Origin of the sequence: Streptomyces sp. NPDC019224 (assembly GCF_040632605.1) — a bacterium.
Lineage (GTDB): Bacteria > Actinomycetota > Actinomycetes > Streptomycetales > Streptomycetaceae > Streptomyces.
In genome coordinates, this window is sequence record NZ_JBEYCF010000077.1 from 1 (window position 1) to 24,905 (window position 24,905).

17 protein-coding genes are annotated in these 24,905 nt (G+C 72.3%); 6 read left to right on the plus strand and 11 right to left on the minus strand.

The features are described 5' to 3' along the window. The 3 genes from ABZ564_RS31020 to ABZ564_RS31030 all read right to left on the minus strand — a co-directional run. A partial coding sequence (locus tag ABZ564_RS31020; RefSeq protein WP_360862596.1) for a condensation domain-containing protein occupies positions 1 to 1,398 on the minus strand: 1,398 nt, incomplete at its 3' end. Between the two features lie 98 nt (positions 1,399 to 1,496). After that, positions 1,497 to 3,779 carry an ATP-binding cassette domain-containing protein gene (locus ABZ564_RS31025; RefSeq protein ID WP_360862597.1) on the minus strand — a complete coding sequence of 761 codons (2,283 nt, stop codon included), beginning with the start codon at positions 3,777 to 3,779 and terminating at the stop codon, positions 1,497 to 1,499. 188 nt (positions 3,780 to 3,967) lie between these two features. Continuing rightward, positions 3,968 to 4,294 (minus strand): DUF5132 domain-containing protein, encoded by a 327-nt coding sequence (locus ABZ564_RS31030; RefSeq protein ID WP_360862599.1) that lies wholly within the window; start codon positions 4,292 to 4,294, stop codon positions 3,968 to 3,970. A gap of 524 nt (positions 4,295 to 4,818) precedes the next feature. Between ABZ564_RS31030 and ABZ564_RS31035 the strand changes: the two genes are divergently transcribed. From ABZ564_RS31035 to ABZ564_RS31055, 5 genes are all read left to right on the plus strand, one after another. Further along, a complete protein-coding gene (locus tag ABZ564_RS31035) occupies positions 4,819 to 6,402 on the plus strand; it encodes an ABC transporter substrate-binding protein (RefSeq protein ID WP_360862600.1) in 1,584 nt (527 codons plus the stop codon). 13 nt (positions 6,403 to 6,415) lie between these two features. Further along, a complete protein-coding gene (locus ABZ564_RS31040; protein WP_360862602.1) occupies positions 6,416 to 7,384 on the plus strand; it encodes an ABC transporter permease in 969 nt (322 codons plus the stop codon). Between the two features lie 2 nt (positions 7,385 to 7,386). Continuing rightward, positions 7,387 to 9,252 carry an oligopeptide/dipeptide ABC transporter ATP-binding protein gene (locus ABZ564_RS31045; protein ID WP_360862604.1) on the plus strand — a complete coding sequence of 622 codons (1,866 nt, stop codon included), beginning with the start codon at positions 7,387 to 7,389 and terminating at the stop codon, positions 9,250 to 9,252. Continuing rightward, entirely contained in the window at positions 9,249 to 10,040 is a 792-nt protein-coding gene (locus ABZ564_RS31050; RefSeq protein ID WP_360862606.1) for an ATP-binding cassette domain-containing protein, read from the plus strand. The genes ABZ564_RS31045 and ABZ564_RS31050 overlap by 4 nt, the downstream gene beginning before the upstream one ends. A gap of 289 nt (positions 10,041 to 10,329) precedes the next feature. Next, entirely contained in the window at positions 10,330 to 11,364 is a 1,035-nt protein-coding gene (locus ABZ564_RS31055; RefSeq protein ID WP_360862607.1) for a ketoacyl-ACP synthase III, read from the plus strand. A 256-nt stretch (positions 11,365 to 11,620) separates the two neighbouring features. Here the strand turns inward: ABZ564_RS31055 and ABZ564_RS31060 are convergent, their stop codons facing one another. The 3 genes from ABZ564_RS31060 to ABZ564_RS31070 all read right to left on the minus strand — a co-directional run bounded on the left by ABZ564_RS31060 (position 11,621) and on the right by ABZ564_RS31070 (position 19,943). Beyond that, on the minus strand, positions 11,621 to 12,871 hold the full coding sequence (locus ABZ564_RS31060; protein ID WP_360862609.1) for an NAD(P)/FAD-dependent oxidoreductase: 1,251 nt from the start codon (positions 12,869 to 12,871) through the stop codon (positions 11,621 to 11,623). A gap of 292 nt (positions 12,872 to 13,163) precedes the next feature. After that, a complete protein-coding gene (locus ABZ564_RS31065) occupies positions 13,164 to 15,290 on the minus strand; it encodes a cellulose binding domain-containing protein (protein ID WP_360862611.1) in 2,127 nt (708 codons plus the stop codon). 375 nt (positions 15,291 to 15,665) lie between these two features. Continuing rightward, a complete protein-coding gene (locus ABZ564_RS31070) occupies positions 15,666 to 19,943 on the minus strand; it encodes a carboxypeptidase regulatory-like domain-containing protein (protein WP_360862613.1) in 4,278 nt (1,425 codons plus the stop codon). A gap of 117 nt (positions 19,944 to 20,060) precedes the next feature. On the opposite strand from ABZ564_RS31070, the gene ABZ564_RS31075 reads away from it, so the two are divergent. Further along, positions 20,061 to 21,008, plus strand: coding sequence for a helix-turn-helix domain-containing protein (locus ABZ564_RS31075; RefSeq protein WP_360862614.1), 948 nt, complete (start codon positions 20,061 to 20,063; stop codon positions 21,006 to 21,008). 43 nt (positions 21,009 to 21,051) lie between these two features. On the opposite strand, the gene ABZ564_RS31080 is transcribed toward ABZ564_RS31075, so the two are convergent. From ABZ564_RS31080 to ABZ564_RS31100, 5 genes are all read right to left on the minus strand, one after another. After that, positions 21,052 to 21,597, minus strand: a complete 546-nt coding sequence (locus ABZ564_RS31080) for a putative immunity protein (protein WP_360862615.1) — start codon at positions 21,595 to 21,597, stop codon at positions 21,052 to 21,054. A 12-nt stretch (positions 21,598 to 21,609) separates the two neighbouring features. Next, on the minus strand, positions 21,610 to 21,771 hold the full coding sequence (locus ABZ564_RS31085; RefSeq protein ID WP_360862617.1) for a hypothetical protein: 162 nt from the start codon (positions 21,769 to 21,771) through the stop codon (positions 21,610 to 21,612). A gap of 104 nt (positions 21,772 to 21,875) precedes the next feature. After that, positions 21,876 to 22,616 carry an alpha/beta hydrolase gene (locus ABZ564_RS31090; RefSeq protein WP_360862618.1) on the minus strand — a complete coding sequence of 247 codons (741 nt, stop codon included), beginning with the start codon at positions 22,614 to 22,616 and terminating at the stop codon, positions 21,876 to 21,878. 228 nt (positions 22,617 to 22,844) lie between these two features. After that, the gene (locus ABZ564_RS31095; protein ID WP_360862620.1) at positions 22,845 to 23,699 is read right to left on the minus strand and encodes an ABC transporter permease; all 855 of its coding nucleotides are present in this window, start codon (positions 23,697 to 23,699) and stop codon (positions 22,845 to 22,847) included. After that, positions 23,696 to 24,763 carry an ATP-binding cassette domain-containing protein gene (locus ABZ564_RS31100; RefSeq protein ID WP_360862622.1) on the minus strand — a complete coding sequence of 356 codons (1,068 nt, stop codon included), beginning with the start codon at positions 24,761 to 24,763 and terminating at the stop codon, positions 23,696 to 23,698. The genes ABZ564_RS31095 and ABZ564_RS31100 overlap by 4 nt, the downstream gene beginning before the upstream one ends. Positions 24,764 to 24,905 lie beyond the last annotated feature (142 nt).

Here is a 24,905-nt window from a genome sequence, read left to right on the forward strand (position 1 = left end):
CCCCGGCAGACCCCCCGCAGGAACCTCCACCACCGGCCCCGCACCCCACGCCGTCAACTCACCCCGCTCCTCACCGGTGAGCAGATCGACCCGGCCCACGGCCTCGCCCGGGTCGAGGTCCGCGACGGCGTCGAGGAGGGCGAGCAGCCTCTGCTGGTGTGCGGCCAGTTCGTCGTCGCCGTACGCCTCCGGGGCGCCGTGCAGCCTGAGGAGCGGGGGGGCGCCGTCCCGGTAGTCGAACAGCCAGACGGCCAGGTCGGTGGTGGAGCCCGATACGAAGTGGTGTACGGAGGCGGGGTGCCCGGCGAAGCTCGGCCTGGCGTGGAAGGCCATGATGTTGACGATCAGCGGGAACGCCGTGCCGATGCTGCCCGGCGTGCCGAGGTCGCGCAGCAGGTCCTCGCTGCGGTAGCGCTCGTGGGCGACGGCCGACTCGACCTCGTGTGCCACCTGGGCGACGAGGTCGCCCCACGGCATGTCCGGCCGCACGGTCAGCCTCAGGGGCACCACGTTGGACATCGTGCCGGGCACCGACATCAGGTCACGGTCGGAGCCCCGGCGGGCGGTGACGGGAAGGGCGAGCACCACGTCCTGGGCACCGCTCAGCCGGTGGGCGTAGAGCGCCGTCGCCGCGATCACGAGCCGGGACCACCTGACACCTGCCCGGGCCGCGGCGGCCCGCAACGCCTCGGGGCTTCGCAGCTCCAGCTCGTCGGCCACGCGCAGGGCCCGGTGCGGGTCGGTGGCGGAGGTGTCCGTGAGTCGTGTCGGGGCGGGCAGGTCGGTGAAGCGCTCGGTCCAGTAGGCGCGGTCCTCCGTGAAGGCGGCGGAGGAGCGGTAGGCGGCGTCGCTGCCGACCAGATCCCGCAGCGTGCCGAACGGCGAGGGCGGAACGGCGTCGTTCGCGGCCAGTGCCGAGTACACCTCGCCGACCCGCTGCCGGACCATCGAGCTGCTGATCGCGTCCAGCACCACGTGGTGGTAGTTCAGGTACCAGAGGAATTCCGTCGAGGACAGGCGGATCAGCGCATGGCCGAACAACGGGTCACGGGTGAGGTCCAGCGGACGAGCCAGGTCCCGCTCCATCCACTCCATGGCGGCCGCCCGGGGATCCGGCTCCGCCCCGAGGTCGAGGTGGGCGGGCGCCCAGTCCCAGGTCTCGCGGAGGATCTGGCGAGGGCCTTCACCGTCGTCGACGAAGGTCACGTGCAGGGCGTCGACCTCGTCGACCACCCGGCGCAGCGCGGCTTCGAACAGCTCGGGATCGACCGGCCCGTGGATCTCCAGGCACTCGCCGACGCGGTAGCCCGGGATCGGCGTCGGGGAGCTCTGCTCGGCGAGCCAGATCTCCCGTTGGGCTGCGGTCAGGGGAAGGACGTCTCCGTCGCGACGGGACATGGGGGTACCTCCAGAGGTATGAGCGGCATGGTGCGCAGGGCGCGCTGACCGCGCCGGCCGCGGTGGTGTCACGCGGTCGGCGGGCAGGGTTCCTGCGGTCAGGCGGCGGGTTCGCCGGCCTGGAGCTGCCAGAGGGATGCGTAGAGCCCGTGCTGGGCGAGAAGTTCGTCGTGGGTGCCTTGTTCGGCGACGATGCCGCCCTTGTCCATGACGTAGATCCGGTCGGCGTGGCGGACCGTGGAGAGGCGGTGGGCGATGACGATCGTCGTCCGTCCGGCCGCGAAGCTGTGCAGCGTGCGTTGGATGGCGGCCTCGGTCTCGTTGTCCACGGCGGAGGTGGCCTCGTCGAGGATGACGACCGGCGAGTCCTTGAGGATCGCGCGCGCCAGGGCGATCCGCTGCCGCTGGCCGCCGGAGAGCGCGGCGCCGCGTTCTCCGATCAGGGTGTCGTAGCCGTCGGGCAGTGTCGTGATGAAGGGATGCGCTTCGGCCATCGCCGCCGCTTGCACCACGGCCTCGTCCGAGGCGTCGAAGCTGCCGTAGCGGATGTTGTCGGCGATGCTGCCGTCGAAGAGGAAGGGGTCCTGCGCGACGAAGCCGATGGCGTGGCGCAGGTCGTGCCGCCTCAGGTCCCGGATGTCCTGTCCGTCGAGCAGTACCCTGCCGGTTTCGGCGTCCTGGAAGCGCATCAGCAGTCTGGCGATCGTCGTCTTGCCCGAGCCGGTGGCGCCCACCAGGGCGGTGATTTGGCCGGCCGGGATGGTGAGCGAGAGGTTCTCCAGCGTCGCGGGACGGCCGGGGTAGGCGAAGGTGACGCCGTCGAGGACGATCTCGCCCTGTACCTCGGCAGGGTTGAGCACCCCTGGTGCGCCGTCGGCGCAGTCGGCCTCGACAGGCAGCTCGCGCAGCCGCTGGACCCGGTCGTACGAGGCGAGGGTGCGCTGGTACTGGTCGGCGATGCCGCCGAGGCGGCTCATCCGCATCAGCAGCATCTGGGGCAGCCCGATGAGAGGGCTGAACACCTCGAAGCGCAGGGTGCCGTTGAGGACGGAACGGCCGCCGATCAGCAGGGTGCCGGCCATCGAGGCGGTAGTGCAGGCCCGGATGGTCTCGGCGTGGCGGATCGTACTGCGGTCGGTCTGCCGGCTGCTCTCCTGGACCGCTTCGCTCAGCTCGTCGATGCGCTCGGCCTCGTAGCCCTCGGTGCAGAAACTCTTGACGGTCGCGCCGGCCTCGAGCGAGTTGATCACCTGGCTGCCCAGCTTGGCGCGGCGTTCGCCGGTGGCGGCGTAGTCCGCTGCGGCCTGGTCCTGGTGGCGCAGCGACAGCCAGGCGATGACCGGGATCGGAAGGAACGCGATCCAGGCGATCTGCGGTGCCAGCAGGAGGAACGCCGGGATCAGAAGGGCCATGCTGGTGGCGAGTTGCAGCACGTCGTTGGCCGGGCCGGCGAAGAAGGTGCCCAACTGGCCGACGTCGTTGGTGAGTGTGCCGGCCACCCGGCTGGTCCGCTCGCCCTCCAGGTGCCCCAGGTCGAGGTGCTGGACGTGCCGGTACGTACGGCCCCGCCAGTCGTGCTCGATGTCCTGACCGAGCCGGCTCCACTGGAGGTTCGAGGCGTAGGAGAGTCCCGCCACCGCGGCGCAGGCGGCGGCCACCAGCCCTGCCAGGCCCCAGAGTTGGGCGGAGGCCGTGGCCAGACCGAGGCGGACCAGCGGAGCCGCCTCCCCCTTGATGAGGACCAGGCCGGTCCATCCGAGGAAGGTGCCGAGCGCCATCTCCGCGGCCTGGCAGGCGACGGACAGGGCGGCGGCCCGATAGAGGCGGCGGCGGTGCGGACCGACGATCTCCAGCAGGGGGTGGCCTTCGGAACCGGGCCCGGCCGCTTCCTGGGCCGCGTCGGCCGTTCTGCGCCAGGCCTTGCGGAGGACGACCGCCGTCGCCGCGGCCACCCCTCCCACGGCCACCAGCTGCCTGCTCAGTGCCGACCCCTTGACCAGCGCAGTGCCGGCCGCGATCCCGCCGCCGACGGCGAGCACCGGTCGCACGACCAGGCCGCTGTCCGCCCGCGCTGCTGCGGGCCGTCCCACGCCGGTCGTCCGCTCCGCGACCCGGGCGACGGCGCTGCAAAGGAGCCGGCCGACGTCCGTGGCACGCAGCCGCGCATCGTGGCGGACGAGCACCCTGCCGGTGACCGGACTGGCCTGGGCCTCGGTGATCCCGGGAATGTGGCGCAGCGCGGCGGCGAGGAGCTCGGCCGTCCGGGGGCGTCCGATGACGAGCCTGACGTCCCAGCGCTGGCGGCCCGGCGTGACCGAGCGGGGGCTCACATCCGGTTCCACGGAGCGGAATCCGGAGGGGGCGCCCAGTAGCGATGGCATGTGTACGTTCACCTGTTTGCGGAGGTCGCGGAAACCCGTTACGGATACGACGGATCACGGCGACGGAGCGGGAAATGGAACGGAATTCACTGCGGCCGAGCGGCCTGCGAACGGCCGCCACCCTGACGCGTTCCGCCGACATCGATCGGCGGACGCGCCTGGTGGCGGCCGCGGGTCCGCACGGACCGTCAGTGCGTCTTGCCGGCTACGCTCTCGGCGGTCGCGCGGATCTTCGGGGCCCTCCTGTCCCCCTTGGTCTCGTTCCCGGTGGTGTGCTGGCCGGGTACGGAGTGGCCTTCGGTGTCACTGGCGGCGACCTGGGCGGCCACTACGTCGGCGGCGACCTCGGCCGCGAGGTCGTGGATGTTCTCCCCGGCCTCGTGGGCAGCCTTCTTCACCTCCATCGCGATACCGACGGACGCTTTGACGACTCCACCCACCAGGGGCCTGAGCAGGCGCTTGGCCAGCGGCGCGACGATGAGTCCGATCAGAAATGGCGGTACTACAGGCGGCATGATGCTCCATCCTCTCCACGCATACGTATGACAGGGAACCCGGGCACGACGAGAAATGGAGCAGCGCAAAGCCGGGCGGGCATGAAGAATTTCGTCTCGAAATCCGGGACTCACCCAAAAATCGAATTGCCGGGCACCGGGACGCGCCGTCCTATCCCGTGATCACGGTAGTCGAACCATGCCCGCCTGAGCCAAATGGATTGCCCGGGTTCACTCGTGCGAGTGGGATCGATCTTTCAACGTGTCCTGAATTGAGCGCACCCGAACCTCCATTTGCGCGATTATCTGATTATCTTTCCTCGGTAGATAATCAAGTCCGGCACGGCAGCTCCGGACCGCCGGCTCCGCGAGGACGCCCCGGGGAGACTCATACGGGTGAATCAAGATCAGCCGCCCCCGCCTCTCGGTCGACGGCTCACGAGGGCTCGCGGCCAAGCGGCCAGGCGGTTCCGACACCGTCGAACGTGCTTTTGGCGCAAGGAAGTTGAATCATCACGGGCGGTCCCCGGTGGCACGATGACCCCATGTTCCGACGCACCCCGCCGGTCGCCCTGGCGGCCGTCCTCACCGCCTCGGCCCTCGCGCTGAGCGGCTGCGGAGGCGTCGCCGGCTCCTCGACGACCACTCCCCCGGTGCACCGCGGCACCGTCAGGATCGCCGAGTCCAGCGAGACGCCGAGCTTCGACCCGTACTCCGCCTTCGGCGCCTCCCAGGCCCACTACGCCTACGACTCCCTGGTCAACCTCGCCCCCGACGGCAGCCTGGTCACCGGTCTGGCCTCCTCCTGGCATGCCACGGCCACCCGGGCCGCCTTCACCCTCCGGCCGGGGATCACCTGCTCCGACGGCGCCACCCTCACCGCCTCCGCGGTGGCCCGGTCGCTCACCTACGCCGGCGACCCGGCCCACCAGCTCGCCGGCGCCCGGACCGTCCTCCCGAACGTCCCGTTCACGGCGAGCGCCGACGACCGGACCGGCACGGTGTCGGTGACCGCCGCCACCCCCTTCCCCTTCCTCACCCGCACCATCGGCCTGCTGCCGATCGTCTGTCCGGCCGGCCTCGACCGGCCCCACGCACTGGACCGCGCCACCCGGGGCACCGGCCCCTATGTGCTGACCCACTACACCCCCGGCGGACCGTACGAGTTCACCGTCCGCGACGACTACGCCTGGGGGCCCGCCGGGGCGACGACCTCGGCACCCGGGATCCCCGAGCGCATCGAGATCTCGGTGGTGCCCCAAGCCTCCACAGCGGCGAACCTGCTGATCACCGGGGGGATCGAGATCGCGCACGTGAGCGGGCCGGACCGGGCCCGGCTCACCGGTCGCGGCCTGACCACCGCCGACGTGGCGACCGTGACCGGGCTGACGTTCTTCAACCAGCGACCGGGCCGGGTGCTCGCCGACCGGGCGCTGCGTCGTGCCCTGGTCTCCGCCCTCGACCGCCAGGGGCTCGCCAACGTCGCCGTCGGCGGTACCGGCAGCCCCGCGACCGACTTCGGCGCCGAGGGCGCCGTCTGCCACGCCGACCTCGCCGATGCCAACCTGCCGGCACGGAACGCCACCGAGGCCCTGCGGGCCGCCGGCTGGGCCCGCACCGCCGACGGCCCGCTGGCCAAGGACGGCAGGCCGTTACGGCTCCGCCTGATCACCAGCCCCGACCTCGGCCCCACGCTGTCCTCCGTCGCCGAGCTGATGGCCCGGGAGTGGACGGCGCTCGGCGCCGAGGTCGACCTGGTCAGCGAGAGCCTGCCCGCCCTCGTCAACGCCATGTACCGGACGGCGGACTTCGACGTGGTGGTCGGCAGCACACCGGGCTTCGCCCTGCCGGCCGGCTTCATCCCCTTCTTCTCCGGCCCCGCCCCCGCCCGGGGCCTCAACTTCGCGGGGGTGCACAACCCCGAGTACGACGCGCTCGTCGCCCAGGCGCTCCGGAAGACCGGCACCACGGGATGCCGGACCTGGAACAGGGCCGCCGCCGCCCTCTTCCGCTCGGCCGACGCACTGCCGATCGCAGAGGACCGGAGCAGCGTGTACGGCTACCGGACCACCTTCACCACGTCCTTCGGCGGCCGGCTCGTACCCACCAGCATCCGCCTCCATCAGTGACCCGGGGCCCACCATGTCCGTTCCTCAGCTGTTCCGGCACCCCTGGACCGTGTTCCTCGGCCGCCGCGGCCTCAGGCTCGTCGTCTCCCTGGGGGTCGTGCTCACCGCCTCGTTCGCGATGATCCGGCTCATCCCCGGCGATCCGGTCCGGGCCGCGCTCGGCGTCGACGCGGCCCCCGACCTGGTGGCCGCCCGCAGGCACGCCCTCGGGCTCGACGCGCCCTTCCTGTCCCAGTACCGGCACTATGTCGGCGGCCTCCTGCACGGCGACCTCGGTACCTCGCTGGTCACCGGGGCACCGGTCGCGGAGCTGGTCCGCACCCGGCTCCCGGCCACCCTGGAGATCGCCGGCCTCGCCTTCCTCACCGCCCTCGCGGTCGCCCTGCCCGGCGGGCTGCTGGCCGCCGTCCGCACCCGCGACGGCCGCCGCCCGCGCACCGAGCTGGTGTTCACCACGGTCACGGCCGGGCTGACCGGGGTGCCGGACTTCGTGCTGGCGGCCGGGCTCACCGCCCTGCTCGCCGTCGGCCTCCAACTGCTCCCGGTGGCCGGAGCGGCGGGCGTCGCGTCCCTCGTCCTCCCCGTGCTCGCGCTCTCCCTCACCCCCACCGCCGTGCTGCTGCGCATGGTCAGAGTGGAAGCGCTGAAGGTGCTCAACGAGGACTACCTGCGCACCGCCCGCAGCAAGCGGCTGTCCTCCGCGCGCCGCTATCTCCGGCACGCGGCACCGAACATGGCCGCCGCCGTGCTCACCGTCGTCGGAGGCCTGCTGCCCGCCCTGATCGCGGGCACCGTGCTGGTCGAGAAGGTCTTCGCCTGGCCCGGCATCGGCTCCGCCATGGCCCAGTCGGTGGTCGCACAGGACTATCCGGTGGTACAGGCCATGGTTCTGGTGCTCGGCACCACCGTGCTGCTCGCCGGCCTCCTGGTCGACGTGCTGCTCGCCGTACTCGATCCCCGTTCGGCGATCCGGGAGATGTGATCATGAGCCTTCCCTCCGGTCTCCGTCGCTCGCCCATGGCCTGGGTCACCGGCATCATGCTGGCGTCGCTCCTCGTGCTCGCGCTGGCAGGCCCGCTCCTGTGGGGGGCGGCGGCCGACCGTCCGAATCCCTCGGCCGTGCTCCAGGGCCCCTCCGCCGCGCATCCGATCGGCACGGACGGCCTCGGCCGGGACCTGCTGGCCCGCCTCCTGACGGCCACCCGGCCCTCCCTGCTGCTCGCGCTGGCGTCGGTCCTGCTCGGGGCGACAGCGGGGGTGCTCCTCGGGGCATGCACCGCCGTTCTCGGACGACGCGCCCGCCGGCTGACGGCGGGGCTGATCAACCTCCTGCTCGCCTTCCCGGCGCTCCTGGTGGCGATGTTCCTGGCGGTCGTGTTCGGCGCGGGCACCACAGGGGCGGTGCTGGCCCTGGCCGCCGCGGCCGTACCCGGGTTCGCGCGGCTCGCCCAGACCCTCGCCGCGGGTGTCGCGGGCACCGACCACCTGGCCGCGGCCCGGGTCCTGGGCCTGCGCCGCCGTCGGCTGCTGTGGCGCCACGTCCTGCCCAACATCGCCGAGCCGCTGCTCCTGAGCGTCACCACGGCCGCGGGCACCGCCCTGGTCGCGCTCTCCGGGCTGAGCTTCCTCGGCCTGGGCGTCCAGCCCCCCGGCTACGACTGGGGGCAGTTGCTCAGCCAGGGCCTCGACCGGATCTACGCCGAGCCGCTGCCCGCGCTCGCCCCCGGCCTGGCCCTGCTCTACGCGGCCCTGGCCTTCCAGCTGCTCGGTGAGGTCCTGGCCGGGAGTGCCGCCGGGCGCGGCCCGGTGGTGCGCATCCCCGCGCCGAGGTCCGCTCCGAGCGGCCCCGCCGAGAGCGGGGCGGTCCTCCAGGTCGACGACCTCACCGTCGAACTGCCGACGGCGGGCGGCACGATCCGCCCGGTGCGCGGGGTGAGCCTCTCGCTGCGGCCGGGCGAGATCGTCGGCCTCGTCGGCGAGTCGGGGTCGGGCAAGTCGCTCACCGCGCTCGCCATCGCCGACCTGCTGCCGTACGGCGCCCGGGTGTCCCGACGCACGCTGCGCCTGCTCGGGGCCGACCTCGCCGCCCTGACACCGAAGGAGCGGAACCGGCACCTCGCGACGGGCCTGTCGGTGATCTTCCAGAACCCGGCATCGGCCCTCAACCCCTCCCTGCGGATCGGCACCCAGCTCACCGAGGCCGTCCGGGCCCATCGCGGGGCGAGCCGCGCCCAGGCCGCCGCGGAGGCCGCCGATGCCCTGCGCCGGGTCGCGCTGCCCCCGGCGGTGCTGCGCTCACGCCCTCACCAGCTCTCCGGCGGCCAGCGTCAGCGTGTGATGATCGCCGCCGGGCTGATGGTGCGGCCGGGGCTGATCATCGCCGACGAGCCGACCACCGCCCTCGACGTCACCGTGCAGCGGCAGATCACCCGGCTGCTCACCGACATCCGGCGGGACACCTCCGCCGCGATCCTGTTCATCAGCCATGACGTCGCGCTCGTGGGCGAGTTCTGCGAGCGGGTCCTGGTGATGTACGCGGGCACCATCGTCGAGGCGCTGCCCGCCGGCCGCCTCGCCGACGGGACACGGCACCCCTATACCCGGGCCCTGGTCACATCGGTGCCGGACCTCACCGCCGACCGCCGCCAACCGCTGCCAACGGTCGAGGGCGCGCCGCCCGATCCGCTCGCCCCCGCGCCGGGATGCCCGTTCGAGCCCCGCTGCCCACGCCGCCGGGAACTCTGCGCCGAGCAGGCTCCTCCCCTGGACCACCTCGACGCCGGCCATCGGGTCGCCTGCTGGTATCCACTGCCGGTGACAGCGGTCCCGAAGACGGTGAGCGCGTCGTGACGGCCCTTCAGGTGAGTGACCTCACCGTCCGCCGCACCGGCCCCCGGGGCTCGTTCACCGCCGTGGACGGTGTCTCGCTGGAGGTCCCGTCCGGCACCACTCTCGGTCTCGTGGGGGAGTCCGGCTCCGGCAAGTCGAGCCTGGCCGGTGCGATCGTCGGCCTCGTGCCCGCGCAGGGCGGCCGGATCCTGGTCGACGGCCGGGAAATCCGCGCCCGGACGGTCCGTGACCGGCGTCGGCTCGGCCGCCGGGTCCAGATCGTCCTCCAGGACCCCGACACGGCGCTCGACCCGCGGATGACGGCCGGTCAGGCGCTCGCCGAAGCCGCCACCGTCTACCGTCGGCTCGACCGGGCCGCCCGTGCCGAGCGCGTCACCGAACTGCTCGGTCTCGTCGGCCTGGACCCTCGGCTCGCCGGCCGCCTGCCGCGGCAGCTGTCCGGTGGCCAGCGCCAGCGGGTCGCCCTCGCCCGCGCCCTGGCCGTCGAGCCCGGTCTGCTGATCGCCGACGAGATCACCTCGGCGCTCGACGTGTCGGTGCAGGCATCCGTCCTCAATACGATCCGCGAACTCCAGCGACGGCTCGGGCTCTCCATGCTGTTCATCGGCCACAACCTGCCGGCGGTCTGCCATGTTTCCGACACCGTGGCGGTCATGCGGGAGGGGCGGATCGTCGAGACCGCCGCCACCGGGGCGCTCCTGCGCACGCCGAGCCACCCCTACACCCGGACGCTGCTCGCATCCGTGCCGTCGCTGCACACACCCCTGTCCGAGAAAAGGACGTCCTGACCGCCCGGCGCCCCTGGTTCCTTCCGTGCGCGCATGCGAGAACCGATCGCCGCCGGTTTCGTGTCGCATGCCCGAGCATTTCCAACGGGGCGGCGTCAAGCAACCGAACAATTCCTCACGCTCACGGATTACCGCACGATATTCATGCCTGTTTTCCGTGAGACGATGCGGCGGCTTCGGAATTCCATGGGTCCGGCACTTCCGGTCCTTTCTCGAACCGATATCGAAAGGTATGGAATATGGCATTTCCCCGAAACACGCCGAGCACGCCCGAACGGGGTGCCGTGACATGAGCGTCGCCCTGGACCAGACCCTGTGCCACCAGACGGGCGTCGGCCTGTCCGTGCCGTTCGCCATCGCCGGAACCGGGATGCACCTGCCACCGGAGGTCGTCACCAACCAGGAGCTCACCCGCACCCTGGACACGAGCGACGAGTGGATCACCAGCCGCACCGGCATCCGGGAACGCCGCTGTCTGGCCCCCGGCCTGGCGACCTCCGACATGTGCGTCGCCGCCGCCCGTCCGGCCCTGGACGCCGCCGGTATCGAGCCCGGCCGGCTGGACGCGGTCGTCGTCGCCAGCTACACCGGGGACCAGCCGCTCCTTTCCACCGCGCTGATCGTCAAGGACGCCCTGGGCGCCCACCGCGCCCTGTCCCTCGACGTCACCCAGGCCGCCTGTGCCTCCGGCATCCAGGCCATGCTGATCGCCGCCCACCTCCTGCAGAACCCCTCCATCAGCACGATCCTGCTCCTCGCGGCCGACTGCGCCTCCCGGATCACCGATCCCGCCGACCGCACCACCAGGGTCTTCTTCGGAGACGCCGCGGCAGCCGTCGTCCTCACCCGTTCGGACACCCCCGGCGCGGGTCTGCTGTCCTACGACCTCGGCTCCCAGTTGTCCTACGACGTCCAGATCCCCGCCGGAGGCTCCCGGCTGCCCGCCAGCACCGCCACCGTCGCCGCCGGGGACCACTACCTGCACATGGACGGCCGCGCGGTCTGGAACGCGGCGACCACCCGCCTTCCGGAGAGCATCACCCGTGCCGCCCACCGCGCCGGCGTGCCGGTCGACGAGGTCCGGCACTTCTTCCTGCACCAGGCGAACCTGAACATCCTCACCGAGACCCTGGCCGCTCTGGGTGTTCCCCGGGACCGGGCCACCGTCACGATCGACCGGCTCGGCAACACCGGATCGGCGGGCCTGTTCACCGCACTCCACACCACCGTCGCCGAAGGCTCCCTGCTCCCGGGAGACACCTATGTGCTGGCCGGGATCGGCGCGGGCTTCCAGTGGGGAGCCCTCTGCCTCCGCCACGCCTGAGGGGTTTGCCGTACCGGCGAGGCCGTCCTTCCCGCGCACCCGTCGAGGCCGGTATGCGCACCGGACCGGAGCCCGTCAGGGCCGGCGTTGCCGGCCGCACAGCCCGATGACCGGCTCGGCTCGACGTCCGGCTTCCCGCGGTGAGGGTGGCGACGCGGGTCTCCGCCGGCGGGTGCGCGAGACCGAGACCGGCCGCGCCGCCCCGACGGCGGTCACCTCACTCCACCGGTGCGGCTGTTCGGAGTCCGTCGCCCCGTCACGTCCGGCGCGCCAGGTCCGCCGCCACCTCCCGGGCGGCCCGTGCACCCGAGGCGAGGGCCCCCTGCACGGAGCCGGTCGCACGGTAGTCCCCGCACACGTACCTGCCCGGGCCGTTCCGGGTGGTGCGGCTCAGCGGCCAGGGCGGACGCATGGCCGGGAGCGCGCCCTCGACCGTGCGGGCTGCGAGCTGCTGCCAGCCACTCGTGTCGGTGCCGTACAGCTCGGCCAGACGCCCGAGCAGCGCGGGTGCCCGTCCCGGAAGGTCGGTTCCCAGGACGGAGGTGGCGATCAGCGCGGTACCGGGGGGTGCGTAGGAGGGGGCGACCTCGCTGAGTACGCAGGTGTTCAGGACCGTACCGGTGCTGTCGACCAGCAGGATCGGTTCGGACAGCGGCGAGCGGTCGACGGCGTGGTAATAGGTCGTGACGGTGCGTGTGTCCGGCATGGTCAGGTCCGGCAGCAGGCGGGTGGCGGTCGCCGGGTCCGTGGCCACGACGACGACCGGTGCGGGCACTTCGCTGCCGTCCGCCAGTGACACCCCGGTATCGGTCAACTCGGCTACGGGGGCGCCGAGTCGCAGGACTCCGTCCGGAAGGCCCTGGGCGAGCTGGTGGGGTACGGCGCCGATTCCCCGCGCAGGCAGGCACAGTGTCCCGCGCACCATGCTCCGCCAGACCAGGTGGAAGAAGCGTGCCGAGGTCTCCAGCTCGTCCTCCAGGAAGACCCCGGCCAGGAACGGCCGGAGAATCTGGTTGATCACGTCGTCCGACAGGCCCGCCCGGGCCAGAGCCGCGGAGGTGGGGCCGTCCCGGCGGTGTCTGACGGAGGAGGCGGGGAGCACGGCGTCGCGCGCCGTGAGTGCCGCGAGTACGGCCAGATCGTGGGCGGCGAGGGCCCGCCCCGGCAGCAGGTTGGCCGCCGCACCCGGTTCCCTCGTGGGGTCGACGAGGCGGACCGGCCCCGTCCGGGTGTGAGCGATGATTCCCGCGGTGAACGGGCGCAGACGCAGGTCCTTCAAGTCCAGTCGCCGCTTCACCTGCGGGTACGAGGTGTTGAACACCTGGAATCCCCGGTCCAGCAGGAATCCGTCCCGGCGGTCCGTGCGCATCCGGCCGCCCACCGCGTCGGATGCCTCCAGCAGGGCCACCCGCAGGCCGGAGCGGCAGAGATCCAGTGCGCAGGCCAGGCCTGCCAGGCCCGCTCCGACGACGACGGCGTCCGGCGCCCGGCGGTGTTCGTCGGTCATGCTGCTCCTCGGTCGACGCGGGCATGCGCAATGCACGGACGTCGGGGTCGGCTTGACCGTCCCCTCGCCCGGGCGGTCACCCGGAGCACACCGGCGCAGCCACGTACCGGACGGCGCGCCGGGTGTCGGTCCGGCGACAGGTGTCGCAGGCGTGACCGCCGGTCCAGCGGACCATGTTCGGCCTGCCGATGCCAGGCGCCACGACGCAGCGGACCGGGTGACGCGGCCGGTCCGCCCATGGACTGGACCCGGCCCGGATGCGGGCCGGGTCCACGCTCCCCGGACGTCGAGATCAGCCGCCGGAGCAGACGGTGCCGTTCAGACGGAAGGCGGTCGGGTCGGGGTTGGGCCCGTCGTTGGCGCCGACGAATCCGAAGGAAGCCGTCGAGCCACCGCCCGGGGCCAGCGGTCCCGCGCCTTCGGGAGCGGTCACCCGGACGTGGGAACCGGTCTGGTGGAACGAGGCGTTCCAGCCGGAGGACACCGTCTGGCCCGAGGTCGGCCAGTCCCAGTCCACCGTCCAGCCGGTGATCGGGGTGTCCGCGAGGTTGCTGACGGTCACCGTGGTCACGAAGCCGTTGCCCCAGCTCGTGTCACGGTGGTACGTCACCGCGCAGGCCGCGTCCGGTGGGGTGCCGGTGCTGAAGGTCAGGGGGGAGGACGGGCCGGAGACCCGCCCCGAGGAGTCCGCCGCCAGCACGTTGACGGTGTGGGTGCTGCCCGGGGGCAGGTTGCGCAGGGTCACGGACGTGCCGGTGGTCTCGCCGACGAGGCGGGTGTACGCGCCGTCGCGCTCCTGGACGAGGTAGCGGGTCGCGCCTGCCGCCCCCTTCCAGGAAAGCCGCGCGGTGGTGTCGGTCACCGCGTCCAGGCGCAAAGTGCCCGGAGTGCTCGCGGCCGAAGCGGCCGGCCCGGTCCCGGCCTTCGGTTCGAGGGTCACGGTGAGCAGTGCGTACGGGGGCACCGTGACCCGGGAGGCGGACGCCTCCCCATCGGTGACCTCGGTGATGTCGCTGTCGCCGCGTGCGTAGCGGCTGACCTCCGGCGCGGTGGCGGACGGGGTGAAGCCCGCGTAGTCGAGGGCCACGGTCCGTGCGGTGTCCGGGTTCTTGTTGACGAGCATGACGCTCAGCCGTCCGTCACGACGGAGTACCGCGTGTGCCGAGACGTCCTGGGCGGAGGACTGGGCGGCGACCGTCGTGTCGCCCGCGGTGCCCAGTTCGCTGGTCATCTTCATCCCGTAGTAGGGAGGGAACGGCGTGTTCGGGGCCGGCTCGCAGACGTCACCGGTGCAGGCACCGCTGGAGAGCATGCCCATGTCGCCGTAGTCGGTCTCACCGTCGACGGTCGTGATCTGGCCGGCCCCGTTGTGGGTGTTCCACCAGTCGACGTTGAACACGCCGTTCTCCAGCGCCGTCATGAAGGCGTCGGCGGCGAACAGACCGTTGGGGCGGGCCGTGAGGCGGGCTCCTCCGGTGTTGGTGTTGATCTCGGTGAGGGCGATCTGGATGTCCGGGGAGTCCGCGCCCGCGACCCTGTCGATCTGGTTGCGCACCTCCCGGAGCTCACCGGGCAGCTTGGCCAGTCTGGCCATGGCGTCGTCGGCGGTGGTGTCGGCTCCGCCCGCGTACCAGTGGACGCTCACGAAGTCGATGACGTCGGCCACCTCCGGGAGCACGGTGTGGTTCCAGTCACCGGTGTCGCCGGTGCCGACGACGCCGTCCGGCCACTCGCCGGGGCTGGTGAGGACCGCGCCGATCTTGACCGTGGGGTCGACGGCCTTCATGGCCGCTGCGTAGGCGCGGACCTCGCGCGCGTACTCCCGGGGGCTCTTGTCCTCGTGGTCGTCGTGCTCCCAGCCGTTGCCGTAGTGGCCGTTGCCGTAGATCTCGTTGCCGATCTCCCAGTACTTCGCGCCGTAGTCCTTGGTGATGTTGGCGTACCTGACCCAGCCGGCCGCCTCCTCCGGGGTGCCGGAGCCGTAGTTCGCGATGAGGATCGGCTGGGCCCCGGCTGCGCGGACCGTGCCCATGAACGAGTCGAAGCCGGTGCCCGGGGCGACGTATCCGCCGGGTGCCGTATGCGTCTCCCAGTGGTAGATGTCCGCGTACGAGCCTCCCGGGTAGCGCATCATCCCGACGTCGGCCGCTTTCATCAGGTCCGCCACTTCGGGATCGTTCATGTGCGCGTCCCATACGGCGGCGTTGACCCCCCGGGCCGCGCCGGTCAGCGTGGACAGCGCCGCTTGGGCGTTCACCCGGACGTCGACGTCCGCGTCGTCCGGCGTCAGCGGTGCCGCGGGGGCCGCGCCGGCGAGCGAGGAGAGCAGGGCCAGCGAGGCGGCCAGGACGACGGCTCCGCGTGCGAAGGGGCGGAAGCCTCCGCCTGCGGGGTGTGGGGGTCTGTGCGATGGCGCCATGGTGATCCTCCCTGGGGATCTCGGCGGCACGGGCGAAGTGGGGCGGTCCGTGCCGCCGGACAGGCGAAGTCCGCTGCGGCGACGGGGTGTTACGCGTCGGCGGCACCGACGACGAAGTGCGGGCGGAGCGTGCATGGCCGGGGTGGCGAGGGGAGCCCACCCGTGGGAGCGCTCCCATCATGGGAGGGGCGCGAGGCCCTGTCAACGCCTGTGCCTGCCTGGCCCTGCGAGGCCCGCCAAGGGCGTTCCGGCGCTCGTACTCCGTCTCCACGCCGTCGGCCGCCTCGCCCCCGCGGCCCGGGAGCGGACTCGGGAGGTACGCCGCAGCCGGGCGGGAAGCCCGGCTGCGGCGTCGTCCGACCAGGACGGCCGGGGTCAGAGCCCGGCGAGGCCGAAGTCGGCCGTGGTGGTGGCGCCCTTCTGGATCCTGACGATCCGGAACTGCGGTGCGAAGCCGTCCTTGGCCACCTGGACCGCGAGCGAGTTGAGGCTCCTGTCGAGCCACAGCTGGTAGTGGCCGGCCGCGTCGGTCCTCAGTGTGTAGCCGACCGGGCCGCATCCGCTCCGCTGCGTCCACTGGCCGCAGATCTGGACGACGGCCCCGCTCACCGGTGCGCCGCCGCTGTCGGCGACGATGCCGGTGATCTTGCCCCAGGAGGCCGGCGGGTCGACGTGCAGCGTCACGGCCACCCCGTCGAGGGCGTACGGCGTGTCGGTGCCCACGCCGAGGACGGCGGCGAAGTCACCGGGCTGCGTGAAGCCGGTGGTGTCGCCCGTGATCCGTACCGTGACCGTCGCGCCGGGGGCGACGTCGAACTCGGTGGTGTCCTCGGTCAGCCATGCCACGTCGCCGCCGCACTGGTCGTAACCGGGCAGGGTCTCGCCGTACACGACCGGCTTGAAGCCGCCGGTCGTGCCGCCGACCTTGAAGATGCCGCACGCCGCTCCGCCCCGGTAGACGGAGTTGTTGGAGTTCGGCAGCGCGGTCCACTGGTCGGTGGCGGTGTCGTAGGAGAAGCCCTGGTTGGTCACGGCCTTTCCGTTGTCGACGGCGCCGCCCATCACCTGGAGCCTGCCGCCCGCGACCGCCGATGCGGCGCCCCAGGCATCGACCGGAAGGGCCGCCCGCGGGGTCCACGTGGCGGTGCCCGGCACCCATGCGTAGGTGGCGGTGGCCGGCTTGTTGGCGTCGGCGTTCACCCCGCCGGCGCAGACCACCTCGCCGCCGATCCCGCCGCAGGCGGTGAAGGCGACGGGGCTGGGATACGCCGGTTCGGTGGTCCAGCGGTCCGCGGCGGCGTCGTAGCCGTATACCGCCTTCGAGGTCGGCGTGCAGCCGCCGGTGGTGCAGCCCCCGACGACGTACATCCTGCCCTCGAGTACGGCGGTCCCCGCCACGCTGAGCGCGGCCGGCATGTCCGCCACCCGGGTCCAGCTGTCGTCGGCCGGGTGGTAGGCGTAGGTGCGCTTGCTGGTGCCGCCGGAGGCGTTCCAGCCGCCCGCGACGTAGAGGGTGTTGCCGATGAACCCGGCGGAGGCGCCGTTGAGAGGTTCCGGCAGGTCGGCGGCAGAGGACCAGGCGCCGCCCGCGGAGTCGTAGACGGAGACGTCGGTGTACAGCGCCGAGCCGTTGCTGCCGCCGATGACGTAGACCTTGCCGCCGTGCGAGGCGACCGCGTTGTCCATGACCGGCTTGGGGTAGTCGGCCATGGGAGTCCACGGTGCCGCGGCAGGTGTCTGCTGTTCGGGCTGTGTCTTCTCGCGGGCGGAGGCGGGCGCGGCCTTCGGGCCGGCGTAGCTGGTGTCGGCCGGGAGCACCGTCTTCGGGGCACCGGCGGGGGTCTTGCCGTGCTTGCCGGCCATCGGGGTGCTGCCGGCCTCGGACTCCTCAAGCTTCACGTGCACCGGTTCGGTGCCGTCGTTGCCGAAGGTCACGGTGTCGGACAGCGACTTCGGGGCAGTCGTCTGCCCGATCCTCCCGCTCAGGGCGACCGAGGAGGAATTCAGTGTCAGGTGCCCGGCCCCCAGTTGGAAGTTGTGCCTGGTCACCTCGTCGGCGGCCACGGCGAACGTGGCCTTGCGCGGTGTGTAGCGTCCGTCCGTCGCGGTGAAGCCGGAGTTCCCCGTACGGGTGGTGAAGAGGGAGTAGTAGCCGTCGGGCAGGTTGGGGTCCTCGGGCGTCGCCGTGGTGACGCCGAACTCGTCGCCGCTGGTGTTGCTCGTGACCGTGGCTCCGGTGAGCGGGGCACCGGTGTTCTGGTCGCGTACGACGCCGGCGACCAGGGCGCCGGGAGTGGCCTGGCAGGTCCGGCCCCGGCCGATGACGATGTTGTCCAGCTCCCACCACGCTCCGGCGTAGCCGGTGAAGTGGAAGCGGACCTGCACCTGCTTCTGACCGGCGGCGTCCGGGATCGGGAGGTCTACGTGTCCGCGGACGCCCGTGATGCTCGTCTTCTTCCACACGTTGGTCCAGGTCCGGCCGCCGTCGACGCTGTAGTCGATCATGCCGGTCTGGCCGCCGACGCCGTTGTAGTGGGTGTCGAAGCCGATGACCGGGCTGTCCACCGCGCCGAGGTCGATCACCGGCGAGACGAGGCTGGTGTCCTGCCCCTCGCCGGTCTTGTAGTAGTCCGAGTCGACGATGGCGAAGTTGCCGCTGCCGCCGGTGTGGTTGTTGGCCTTGCCCGGGTCGTCGAAGGCCCAGGTCTGGCCGTTGTCCTTGGCGTCGGTGACGGTCCACCCCTTCTGCGGGGTCCTGCCGGTCCAGCCTTCGAAGTCGGTGCCGGTCCCGTCGTAGGCCCAGCCGTATCCGGTGGCGTAGCAGGCCTTCTTGTCGATGCCGAGCCCGATGTGCGCGGTGGTGGCGCCGGTGCCCTCGGTCAGATCGACCGGCACGTCGGCCGCGGCGTATCCGCTCAGGTCGGCGGCGGTCGCGTGCAGGGTGTACTTCGATCCGGTGGGCAGCGCGAGCGAGTAGCGCCCGGTGTACGGGTCGGAGTAGACCGCCTCGTCCGGGTGCCCGTCGAGGGTGATCCTGGCGCGCATCGGCCAGCCGTGGCCGGAGGCGTCGGTGACGTTGCCGGACACCGTGCGGGTCGCGATCCTGGTCAGCGCGAAGTCGCTGGTGGTCTTCCTGTCGACGGTCACCTCGATGTCCGTCGCGGTCTTCGTCCCGTAGCCGAACGCCGAGGCGGCCACCGTGTAGCTGCCCGCCGGTGCGTGCAGGTCGTAGCGCCCGTCCTGGCCGGTGGTCGCCGTGAAGACGGAGTCGTCCGTGGCGGTGGCCCGGAGGGTGACGCCGGCGAGCGGTTTTCCGTTCGCGGCGTCGGTCACGGTTCCGGTGATTTCGCCGGTCTCCCCCTGGGTCAGGCCGGCGACGCCGTACGGTGTGCCGAGGCCGGTGGGTCCGTCCCAGCCGGCCCCCGCCTCGCAGAGCCTGGTGCCGCAGGGACCGTTGGCACCCGCGGTGACATCGGTGAACCTGTCCTTGGCCGCGTACGGGTACGAGGCCGGGTAGGTGCCCGGGGTCGGGGTTCCGGCCAGGGCGTACATGCCGGCGACCAGGGGTGCGGCCAGCGAGGTGCCGCCGTACTGGGACCAGCCGGACTGGCCCACGGTGTTGTAGACGCCGATGCCGGTGGCCGGGTCCGCGTCGGCGGATATGTCCGCGGTCGCCTTGCGGGCGCCGCACGAGGTCTCGACGTCCTGCTGCCACTTCGGTGCCGGTTCGTAGAGCGAGCAGCCGGAGCCGGCGCCGGGGCCGCCGCGCACGGTGCCCCAGGCGGATTCGGTCCAGCCACGCGCGGTGCCGCTGTCCTTGGTGAGCTTGGTGCCGCCGACCGCGGTCACGTTCGGATTGGTCGCGGGCCAGGACTGGACGTTGCCGGTGTCGCCGGAGGAGACGGTGATCGCGATGCCCGGGTGGTCGTAGTAGCGGTCGAAGGCGGTCACCCCGGGGGCTTCGCCGTCCAGGCCGTACGAGTTGGAGATGGCCACCACTCCGGGCCTGGCGGCGGCGGTGTTGACCGCCGTGCCGAGGTCGTCGAGGCCCGCCGAATCGCCCTGGACGAGCAGGATGTCGCACTTGGGGCAGACGCTCGATACGGCGTCGAGGTCGAGCGCGGTCTCCACGCTCCAGCCGGCGTTGTCCGGCGGGAAGTCGGTGCCGCCCCGCTGGTCGATCTTGGTGAAGCAGCCGTTCGCCGTGGTGCAGGCGGGCAGGCCGTAGTAGCTGCGGTAGACCGCGAGGTCGGCCTCGGCCTTGGAGTAGCCGTAGGCGGCCACGATCGCGACCGTCATGCCCTCACCGCCGTCGGGCAGGTTGTACGCCTGCTGGAGCGCCGCCGGACTCATCGCCGTGATCGGCGGCGCGGAGGCTTCCTGCAGGGTACGGCCGGTCGCGGTCGCCAGGCCCATCGCGAAACAGCGCGCGACCGGCACCTCGGCGCTGCGCTCCGCCGCGGTGAGCGAGGCGCAGTCCGCCGGCTCGTACCGCGGATCGGCCGCCGGTGCGGGGTCCGCCGACGACGATGCGCCGGGGTCCGGGGCACCGGGCATCGCGGTGCTCGGAAGGGCCGTCGCGAACGACAGCCCGGACACCACCAGCCCGATCACCATGAGTCCGGTCAGCCAACGCCAAGCTCTGCGTGCCACGCCCCACCACGCTCCTCTTAGAGTTTCGACGGCGAGACGGTTCCACACCCTGACGTGCCCATCAAGAGGATATACGTTGCCGGTTGAGGACACCTGACCTGAAGAGGATGGGCCGGCATGTGGGAAGCCGTTGGCATGGGTGAGCAGGAATCACGTGTCTACGAAGCGCTGGTGAGGTCCCGTCACGCGGATGCCTCCACTCTCGCCGCGGAGTTGTCGTTGTCGCGCGGTCAGGTGGTGCGGACCCTGGCCGCCCTGACCGGTCAGGGCCTCGCGACCCGGCTCCCGGGCCGGCCGGCCCGGTTCACCGCGGTCGCGCCCGACGCGGTGGCGGCCCCGTTGATCGCGGGGCGGGAGTACGAGTTGATGCAACTGCGCAAGCACGTACAGGGGTTGTCCGAAATCCACCGCCGGGCGGCCGCCGCATCGCAGCATCCGGCCGACCTGGTGGAGATCGTCGAGGGCCGCGCCCATGTGCGCAGGACGATCACGATGCTCCACCAGGAGTCGCGGGAGCAGATCTGCCTCTTCGACCGGCCGCCCTACGTGGGGGAGGACAGCGAGTACGAGGCGCAGGGTCTGGACGTCCGCAAGGTCGAGTTCCGGGTGGTCTACGACCGGTCGTCGATCGCGCTGCCGGGCCGCATCGACGAGATCTGGAAGAGCGTGCGTCGCGGCGAACGGGCCCGGGTGGGCGATGTGCCGATGAAGATGCTGCTGTGCGACGGCCGCAAGGCGCTCATTCCGGCTGGCAGCGCCGACGCCTCCTACCTGATCCACGCCTCGGCTTTACTGGACGCGATGTGCGCGCTGTTCGAGGCGGTGTGGAACAGGTCGATCCTGCTGACCGACGTGGACACGGCCGAGCCGGCCTCGGAGCTCGACAGCGGTGACGAAGGCCTGCTGGGCATGCTGGCCGCCGGTCACACCGACGACAACATCGCCCGTGCCTTCGGCTGGAACGTCCGCACCGTGCGCCGCCACATCCACCGGCTCGGCGAGCAGGTGGGTGCCCGTACCCGCTTTCAGCTCGGCATGGAGGCCGTGCGCCGGAAGTGGATCTGAGGGGTGGTCGGTGCCGGCCTCACGGCGTTGCCCGGGCGGGACGTCAGCCGGTGGAGGCGAGTGACCGGAGGCCCGCGTCCAGGGCTCGGGTCAGCTCGCCGACTCGGCCCCCGCCTTCCGGGGCCGCTGGGAAGCGGGTGAGTACCGCGACGACGGCCGGCGTGGCACGGCGCACCGACTGTGCGAGGTGCCCGGCGCTCGCGGTCCGGTCGTCGGCGAGGAGTTCGAGGGCCCTGGCCGCATGGGCGCCGGCGCCGAGAATGTGCTTGACCTGGGTCGCTTTGGCCAGCGGATGCAGATACGCGGCAGCCGCCGCGGCCATCGCCGCCCGTGCCGCCTCGCACGACGCCGCCGTCTCGGCACTCTTGGAGGCTTTGAGGGCAGCCCATGCCCTGTCTCGCAGCGCTTTGCCCCGCTCGCCGCCCCGCGCGAACTCCCATGCGGCCTCAAGGGCGTCGCGGGGCCGCGAGTCGCCCGGCCGATCGGCTTCGAAGACCCGGAGCACCGTCTCCGCACACGCGGCGGCGAATGCGGTGACCTCCCGGAGGTCCTGCTTGCTCAGGGCGACTTCGCCCGCTTCCTGTGTCACCGTTCCGCTCCTTCAGGCATGCGTTCGCAAAGGGGCGTCCGCTCGGGCCTCGATCGTGGCGTCGCTGATCTCGTTCCGCATGCCGAAGCGGACGGCGGGCCGGTGGCCGGCCATGGCGTGTTCGCCGCGGAGGTCGTCGAGGTGCTCGGGGCTGTTGCCGGAGCCCGCGGCCACGAGGGTCACCCTAAGGGCTGTCCCGGGCGGGCCGGGAGACACCCCCGCGGTGGTGACGTCCGCGGGGGTGCCGCGGCACGGCTCGGGGCCGTGCCGGCCGGGGCCTACTTCAGGTGCCGGGTGAAGAACCGGACCGCGGCGGCCCCGGCGGACCGCGGGACACCGGTGTGACCGCCCATGTGGGCGTGCAGGGACTTCTCCTCGGAGCCGAACGCGTCGAACAGGTCGAGCGCGGCCTGCCGGTCGTTCCCCGCGTCGTCCCACTGCAGCAGGACGTGCAGCGGAGTGGTGACACGGCGGGCTTCCTCGAACGTGGCGCGCGGGATGAAACTTCCGGCGAAGAGGACGGCGGCCGCGAGGCGCGGCTCGGCCGACGCCAGCCGGACGCCGATGGAGATCATTCCCCCCGAGTAACCGACCGGGCCGCCGATCCCGGGCAGCGAGAGGAGGGCGTCCAGGGCGGCCTGCCACTCCGGGACCGCCAGGTCGACCAGCGGGAGGACGAGGGCGTCGATGATCTCGTCACCGACCGGTTCTCCGGCCTCCAGCGCCCGGCGCATGGCGGCGCGGGCCCGGTCGACGGAGGGCAGGCGGGGCCGGTCGCCGCTGCCGGGGAGTTCGATGGTGGCCGTGGCGAGGCCCTCCGCCGCGGAGTGCCGGGCCCGGTCGGCCAGGCGGGGGTACATCTTGTTCAGGCCGAGGGGAGGGTGGCCGAGCAGAACCAGCGGCACCGGTGCGGACGCCGACGCGGACGGGGGCGTCCAGAGGATGCCGGGAATGTCACCGAGGGTGAATGTGCGTTCGAGTACGCCGTCGTCGAGGCGCTGCTCGGAAGTGAAATGCATGGTCGTGCCTTTCGGGAGTGCACAGCGTGGCGCTCCCGGACGACCCGCTTATCGCCCGACCGTGACCCCTGGGGGGAGCACCCATGTCGATACTGCGTTCACGGGTACCACCTCCTCGTTGTTCTTTCGCACGGCCGGGAAGAATGTATCAGTGCCCGTCCACGCCCTGCGCGCCACCGGTGCCCGTCCCGCGCCGTGCGGTTCCGGTCCGGCGGCTTCGCGGGCCGGTCACTCCTGCCGTTCGAACCGGCGGGCGGCCCACAGCAGGGCCCCGGTGCCGCTGATCAGGAGCAGGGCCGCCTTCGCAGCGAGCGGGACCGGGTGGCCCGCCCAGGTGACGCCACCGACGGCCGCACCGTCCGGTGCTCGCAGGGCGATGCTGTCGCGGAGCATGTCCACGCCGTAGGCGAGCGGGTTCGCGGCGGCCAGGGTGTGGGTCCAGCCGGGAAGGGACCGCAGGGGGAAGAAGCCGCCGGAGAGGAACAGCAGGGGCATCATCATCACGCCGAGCAGCGTGTGGAACGTCTCGGGCCGGCGCAGGCTCACCGCCAGGGTCAGGGCGAGGGCGGTGATCGTGAAGGAGATCAGGGTCATGCCGGCGAGGAGCAGTGCCAGGAGGAGCGGATCGTAGGGCAGGCCGACGACGCCGGCGAGACCGAGGAGTACGGCGCCCTGGATCGTGGCGACGAGGGTGCCGCCGGCGCAGCTGCCCAGGAGCAGGGCCGAGCGACTGACCGGGGCCATCAGGAGTTCGCGCAGGTAGCCGCTCTGCCGGTCGGTGATCAGGCGGATGCCGACCAGGATGGCCGGTGTCTGCACGGTCATCATCAGCATGCCGGGGAAGAGATAGGTCTGGTAGCCGACCCCCAGCGTCGAGTCGGGGATGAGAGCGGCGAGTCCGCCGCCCAGGATCAGGAGATACAGCACGGGGTGGAGCAGCATCAGCGCGGTGTGGGCGCGCTGGCCGGCCAGGCGCAGCAGGTCCCGGTGGATCAGCCCGTGGATCGCGCGCAGTTCGTGGCGCAGGCGGGCCGGCCGGTCGCTGTCCCGGGTGCCGGTCGCGTCGAGGGGGAGCGCGGTCATCGGCCGCCTCCGGTTGCCGGCGTGGGGCCGGGCCGGCCGCTGTGGATGCTGCGGCCGGTGTGATGGAAGAAGACGTCGTCGAGCGTGGGCGGCGTGGCGGAGGCGGCGCGGACGGCGACGCCGTGGGTTTCCAGCGCCGCGCAGAGGCGGGGAATCCAGGAGCTGCCGTCGGGGACGCGCAGGCAGATCCCGTCGGGGTCCGTGGTGACGGGATGTCCGGGCGGCACGAGGCGGCGGACGATCTCGTGTGCCCTCGCGTCCTGGCTGGTGCGCAGCACGACCCGGTCGTCACCGACGGCCGCCTTCAGGGCGAGGGGCGCGCCCTGTGCCACCAGCCGGCCGCGGTCGATGATGGCGACGCGATCGCAGGTGGCGGCCTCTTCGAGTTGGTGGGTCGTGACGAAGAGGGTGCTGCCATGCCGCTCCCGCAGGGCGTGCAGGTGGTCCCAGATCTGGGCGCGGGCGTGGGGGTCGAGGCCGGTGGTGGGCTCGTCCAGGAACAGCACGCCCGGCGCGTGCAGCAGTTGGCGGGCGATTTCCAGGCGGCGGCGCATGCCGCCCGACAAGGTGCGTACGGGGGAACGCCGCCGGCCGGTCAGGCCGGCCACCTCCAGCACCTCGGCGGTGCGCTGTCGGGCGTATCCGCGTCTCAGACCGTAGAGACGTGCGTGGATGTGGAGGTTCTGTTCGGGGGTCAGGTCCGGGTCGAGGGCGCTCTGCTGGAAGAGCATGCCGACCCGCTGCCGGACCTGGTGGGGCTGGGTACGCACGTCCGCGCCCGCCACCGTGGCGTGGCCGGCGGTGGGGCGGGCGAGGGCGCACAGCATGGCGATGGTCGTGGACTTCCCGGCGCCGTTGGGGCCGAGGAAGGCGAAGGTCTCGCCGCGCCGGACGTCCAGGTCCAGGCCGTTCACGGCGTGGGTGGTGGTGCCCTGTGGTCCGGGGTAGGTCTTGACCAGGCCGCGCGTGCTGATGGCGTACCCGGGTTCGGGAGGGCGGGGTGTGGTGTGGGGGCCGAGGGTGGGCTCGTGGGCGAGTTCCTCGTCACCGGTGTGAAGTCGCATGGGGGCCGGTCCTCACCTCTGGTTGGCCGGTGGGTTCCGGCCGGGGGGGGGGGCCCGGGCCCCCCCCGCCCCGCGGGGTGGGCGGGGGATAGTAGTGTAGGGGGGGGGGGGGGGGGAGAGTGTTTTGGGGGGGGTGGTGTGA

Bases quoted from the DNA above. Each gene is read 5' to 3' on its own strand.
- ABZ564_RS31025 (WP_360862597.1), bottom strand. From the start codon at position 3,779: ATGCCATCGCTACTGGGCGCCCCCTCCGGATTCCGCTCCGTGGAACCG.
- ABZ564_RS31030 (WP_360862599.1), bottom strand. From the start codon at position 4,294: ATGCCGCCTGTAGTACCGCCATTTCTGATCGGACTCATCGTCGCGCCG.
- ABZ564_RS31035 (WP_360862600.1), top strand. From the start codon at position 4,819: ATGTTCCGACGCACCCCGCCGGTCGCCCTGGCGGCCGTCCTCACCGCC.
- ABZ564_RS31040 (WP_360862602.1), top strand. From the start codon at position 6,416: ATGTCCGTTCCTCAGCTGTTCCGGCACCCCTGGACCGTGTTCCTCGGC.
- ABZ564_RS31045 (WP_360862604.1), top strand. From the start codon at position 7,387: ATGAGCCTTCCCTCCGGTCTCCGTCGCTCGCCCATGGCCTGGGTCACC.
- ABZ564_RS31055 (WP_360862607.1), top strand. From the start codon at position 10,330: ATGAGCGTCGCCCTGGACCAGACCCTGTGCCACCAGACGGGCGTCGGC.
- ABZ564_RS31060 (WP_360862609.1), bottom strand. From the start codon at position 12,871: ATGACCGACGAACACCGCCGGGCGCCGGACGCCGTCGTCGTCGGAGCG.
- ABZ564_RS31065 (WP_360862611.1), bottom strand. From the start codon at position 15,290: ATGGCGCCATCGCACAGACCCCCACACCCCGCAGGCGGAGGCTTCCGC.
- ABZ564_RS31075 (WP_360862614.1), top strand. From the start codon at position 20,061: ATGTGGGAAGCCGTTGGCATGGGTGAGCAGGAATCACGTGTCTACGAA.
- ABZ564_RS31090 (WP_360862618.1), bottom strand. From the start codon at position 22,616: ATGCATTTCACTTCCGAGCAGCGCCTCGACGACGGCGTACTCGAACGC.
- ABZ564_RS31095 (WP_360862620.1), bottom strand. From the start codon at position 23,699: ATGACCGCGCTCCCCCTCGACGCGACCGGCACCCGGGACAGCGACCGG.
- ABZ564_RS31100 (WP_360862622.1), bottom strand. From the start codon at position 24,763: ATGCGACTTCACACCGGTGACGAGGAACTCGCCCACGAGCCCACCCTC.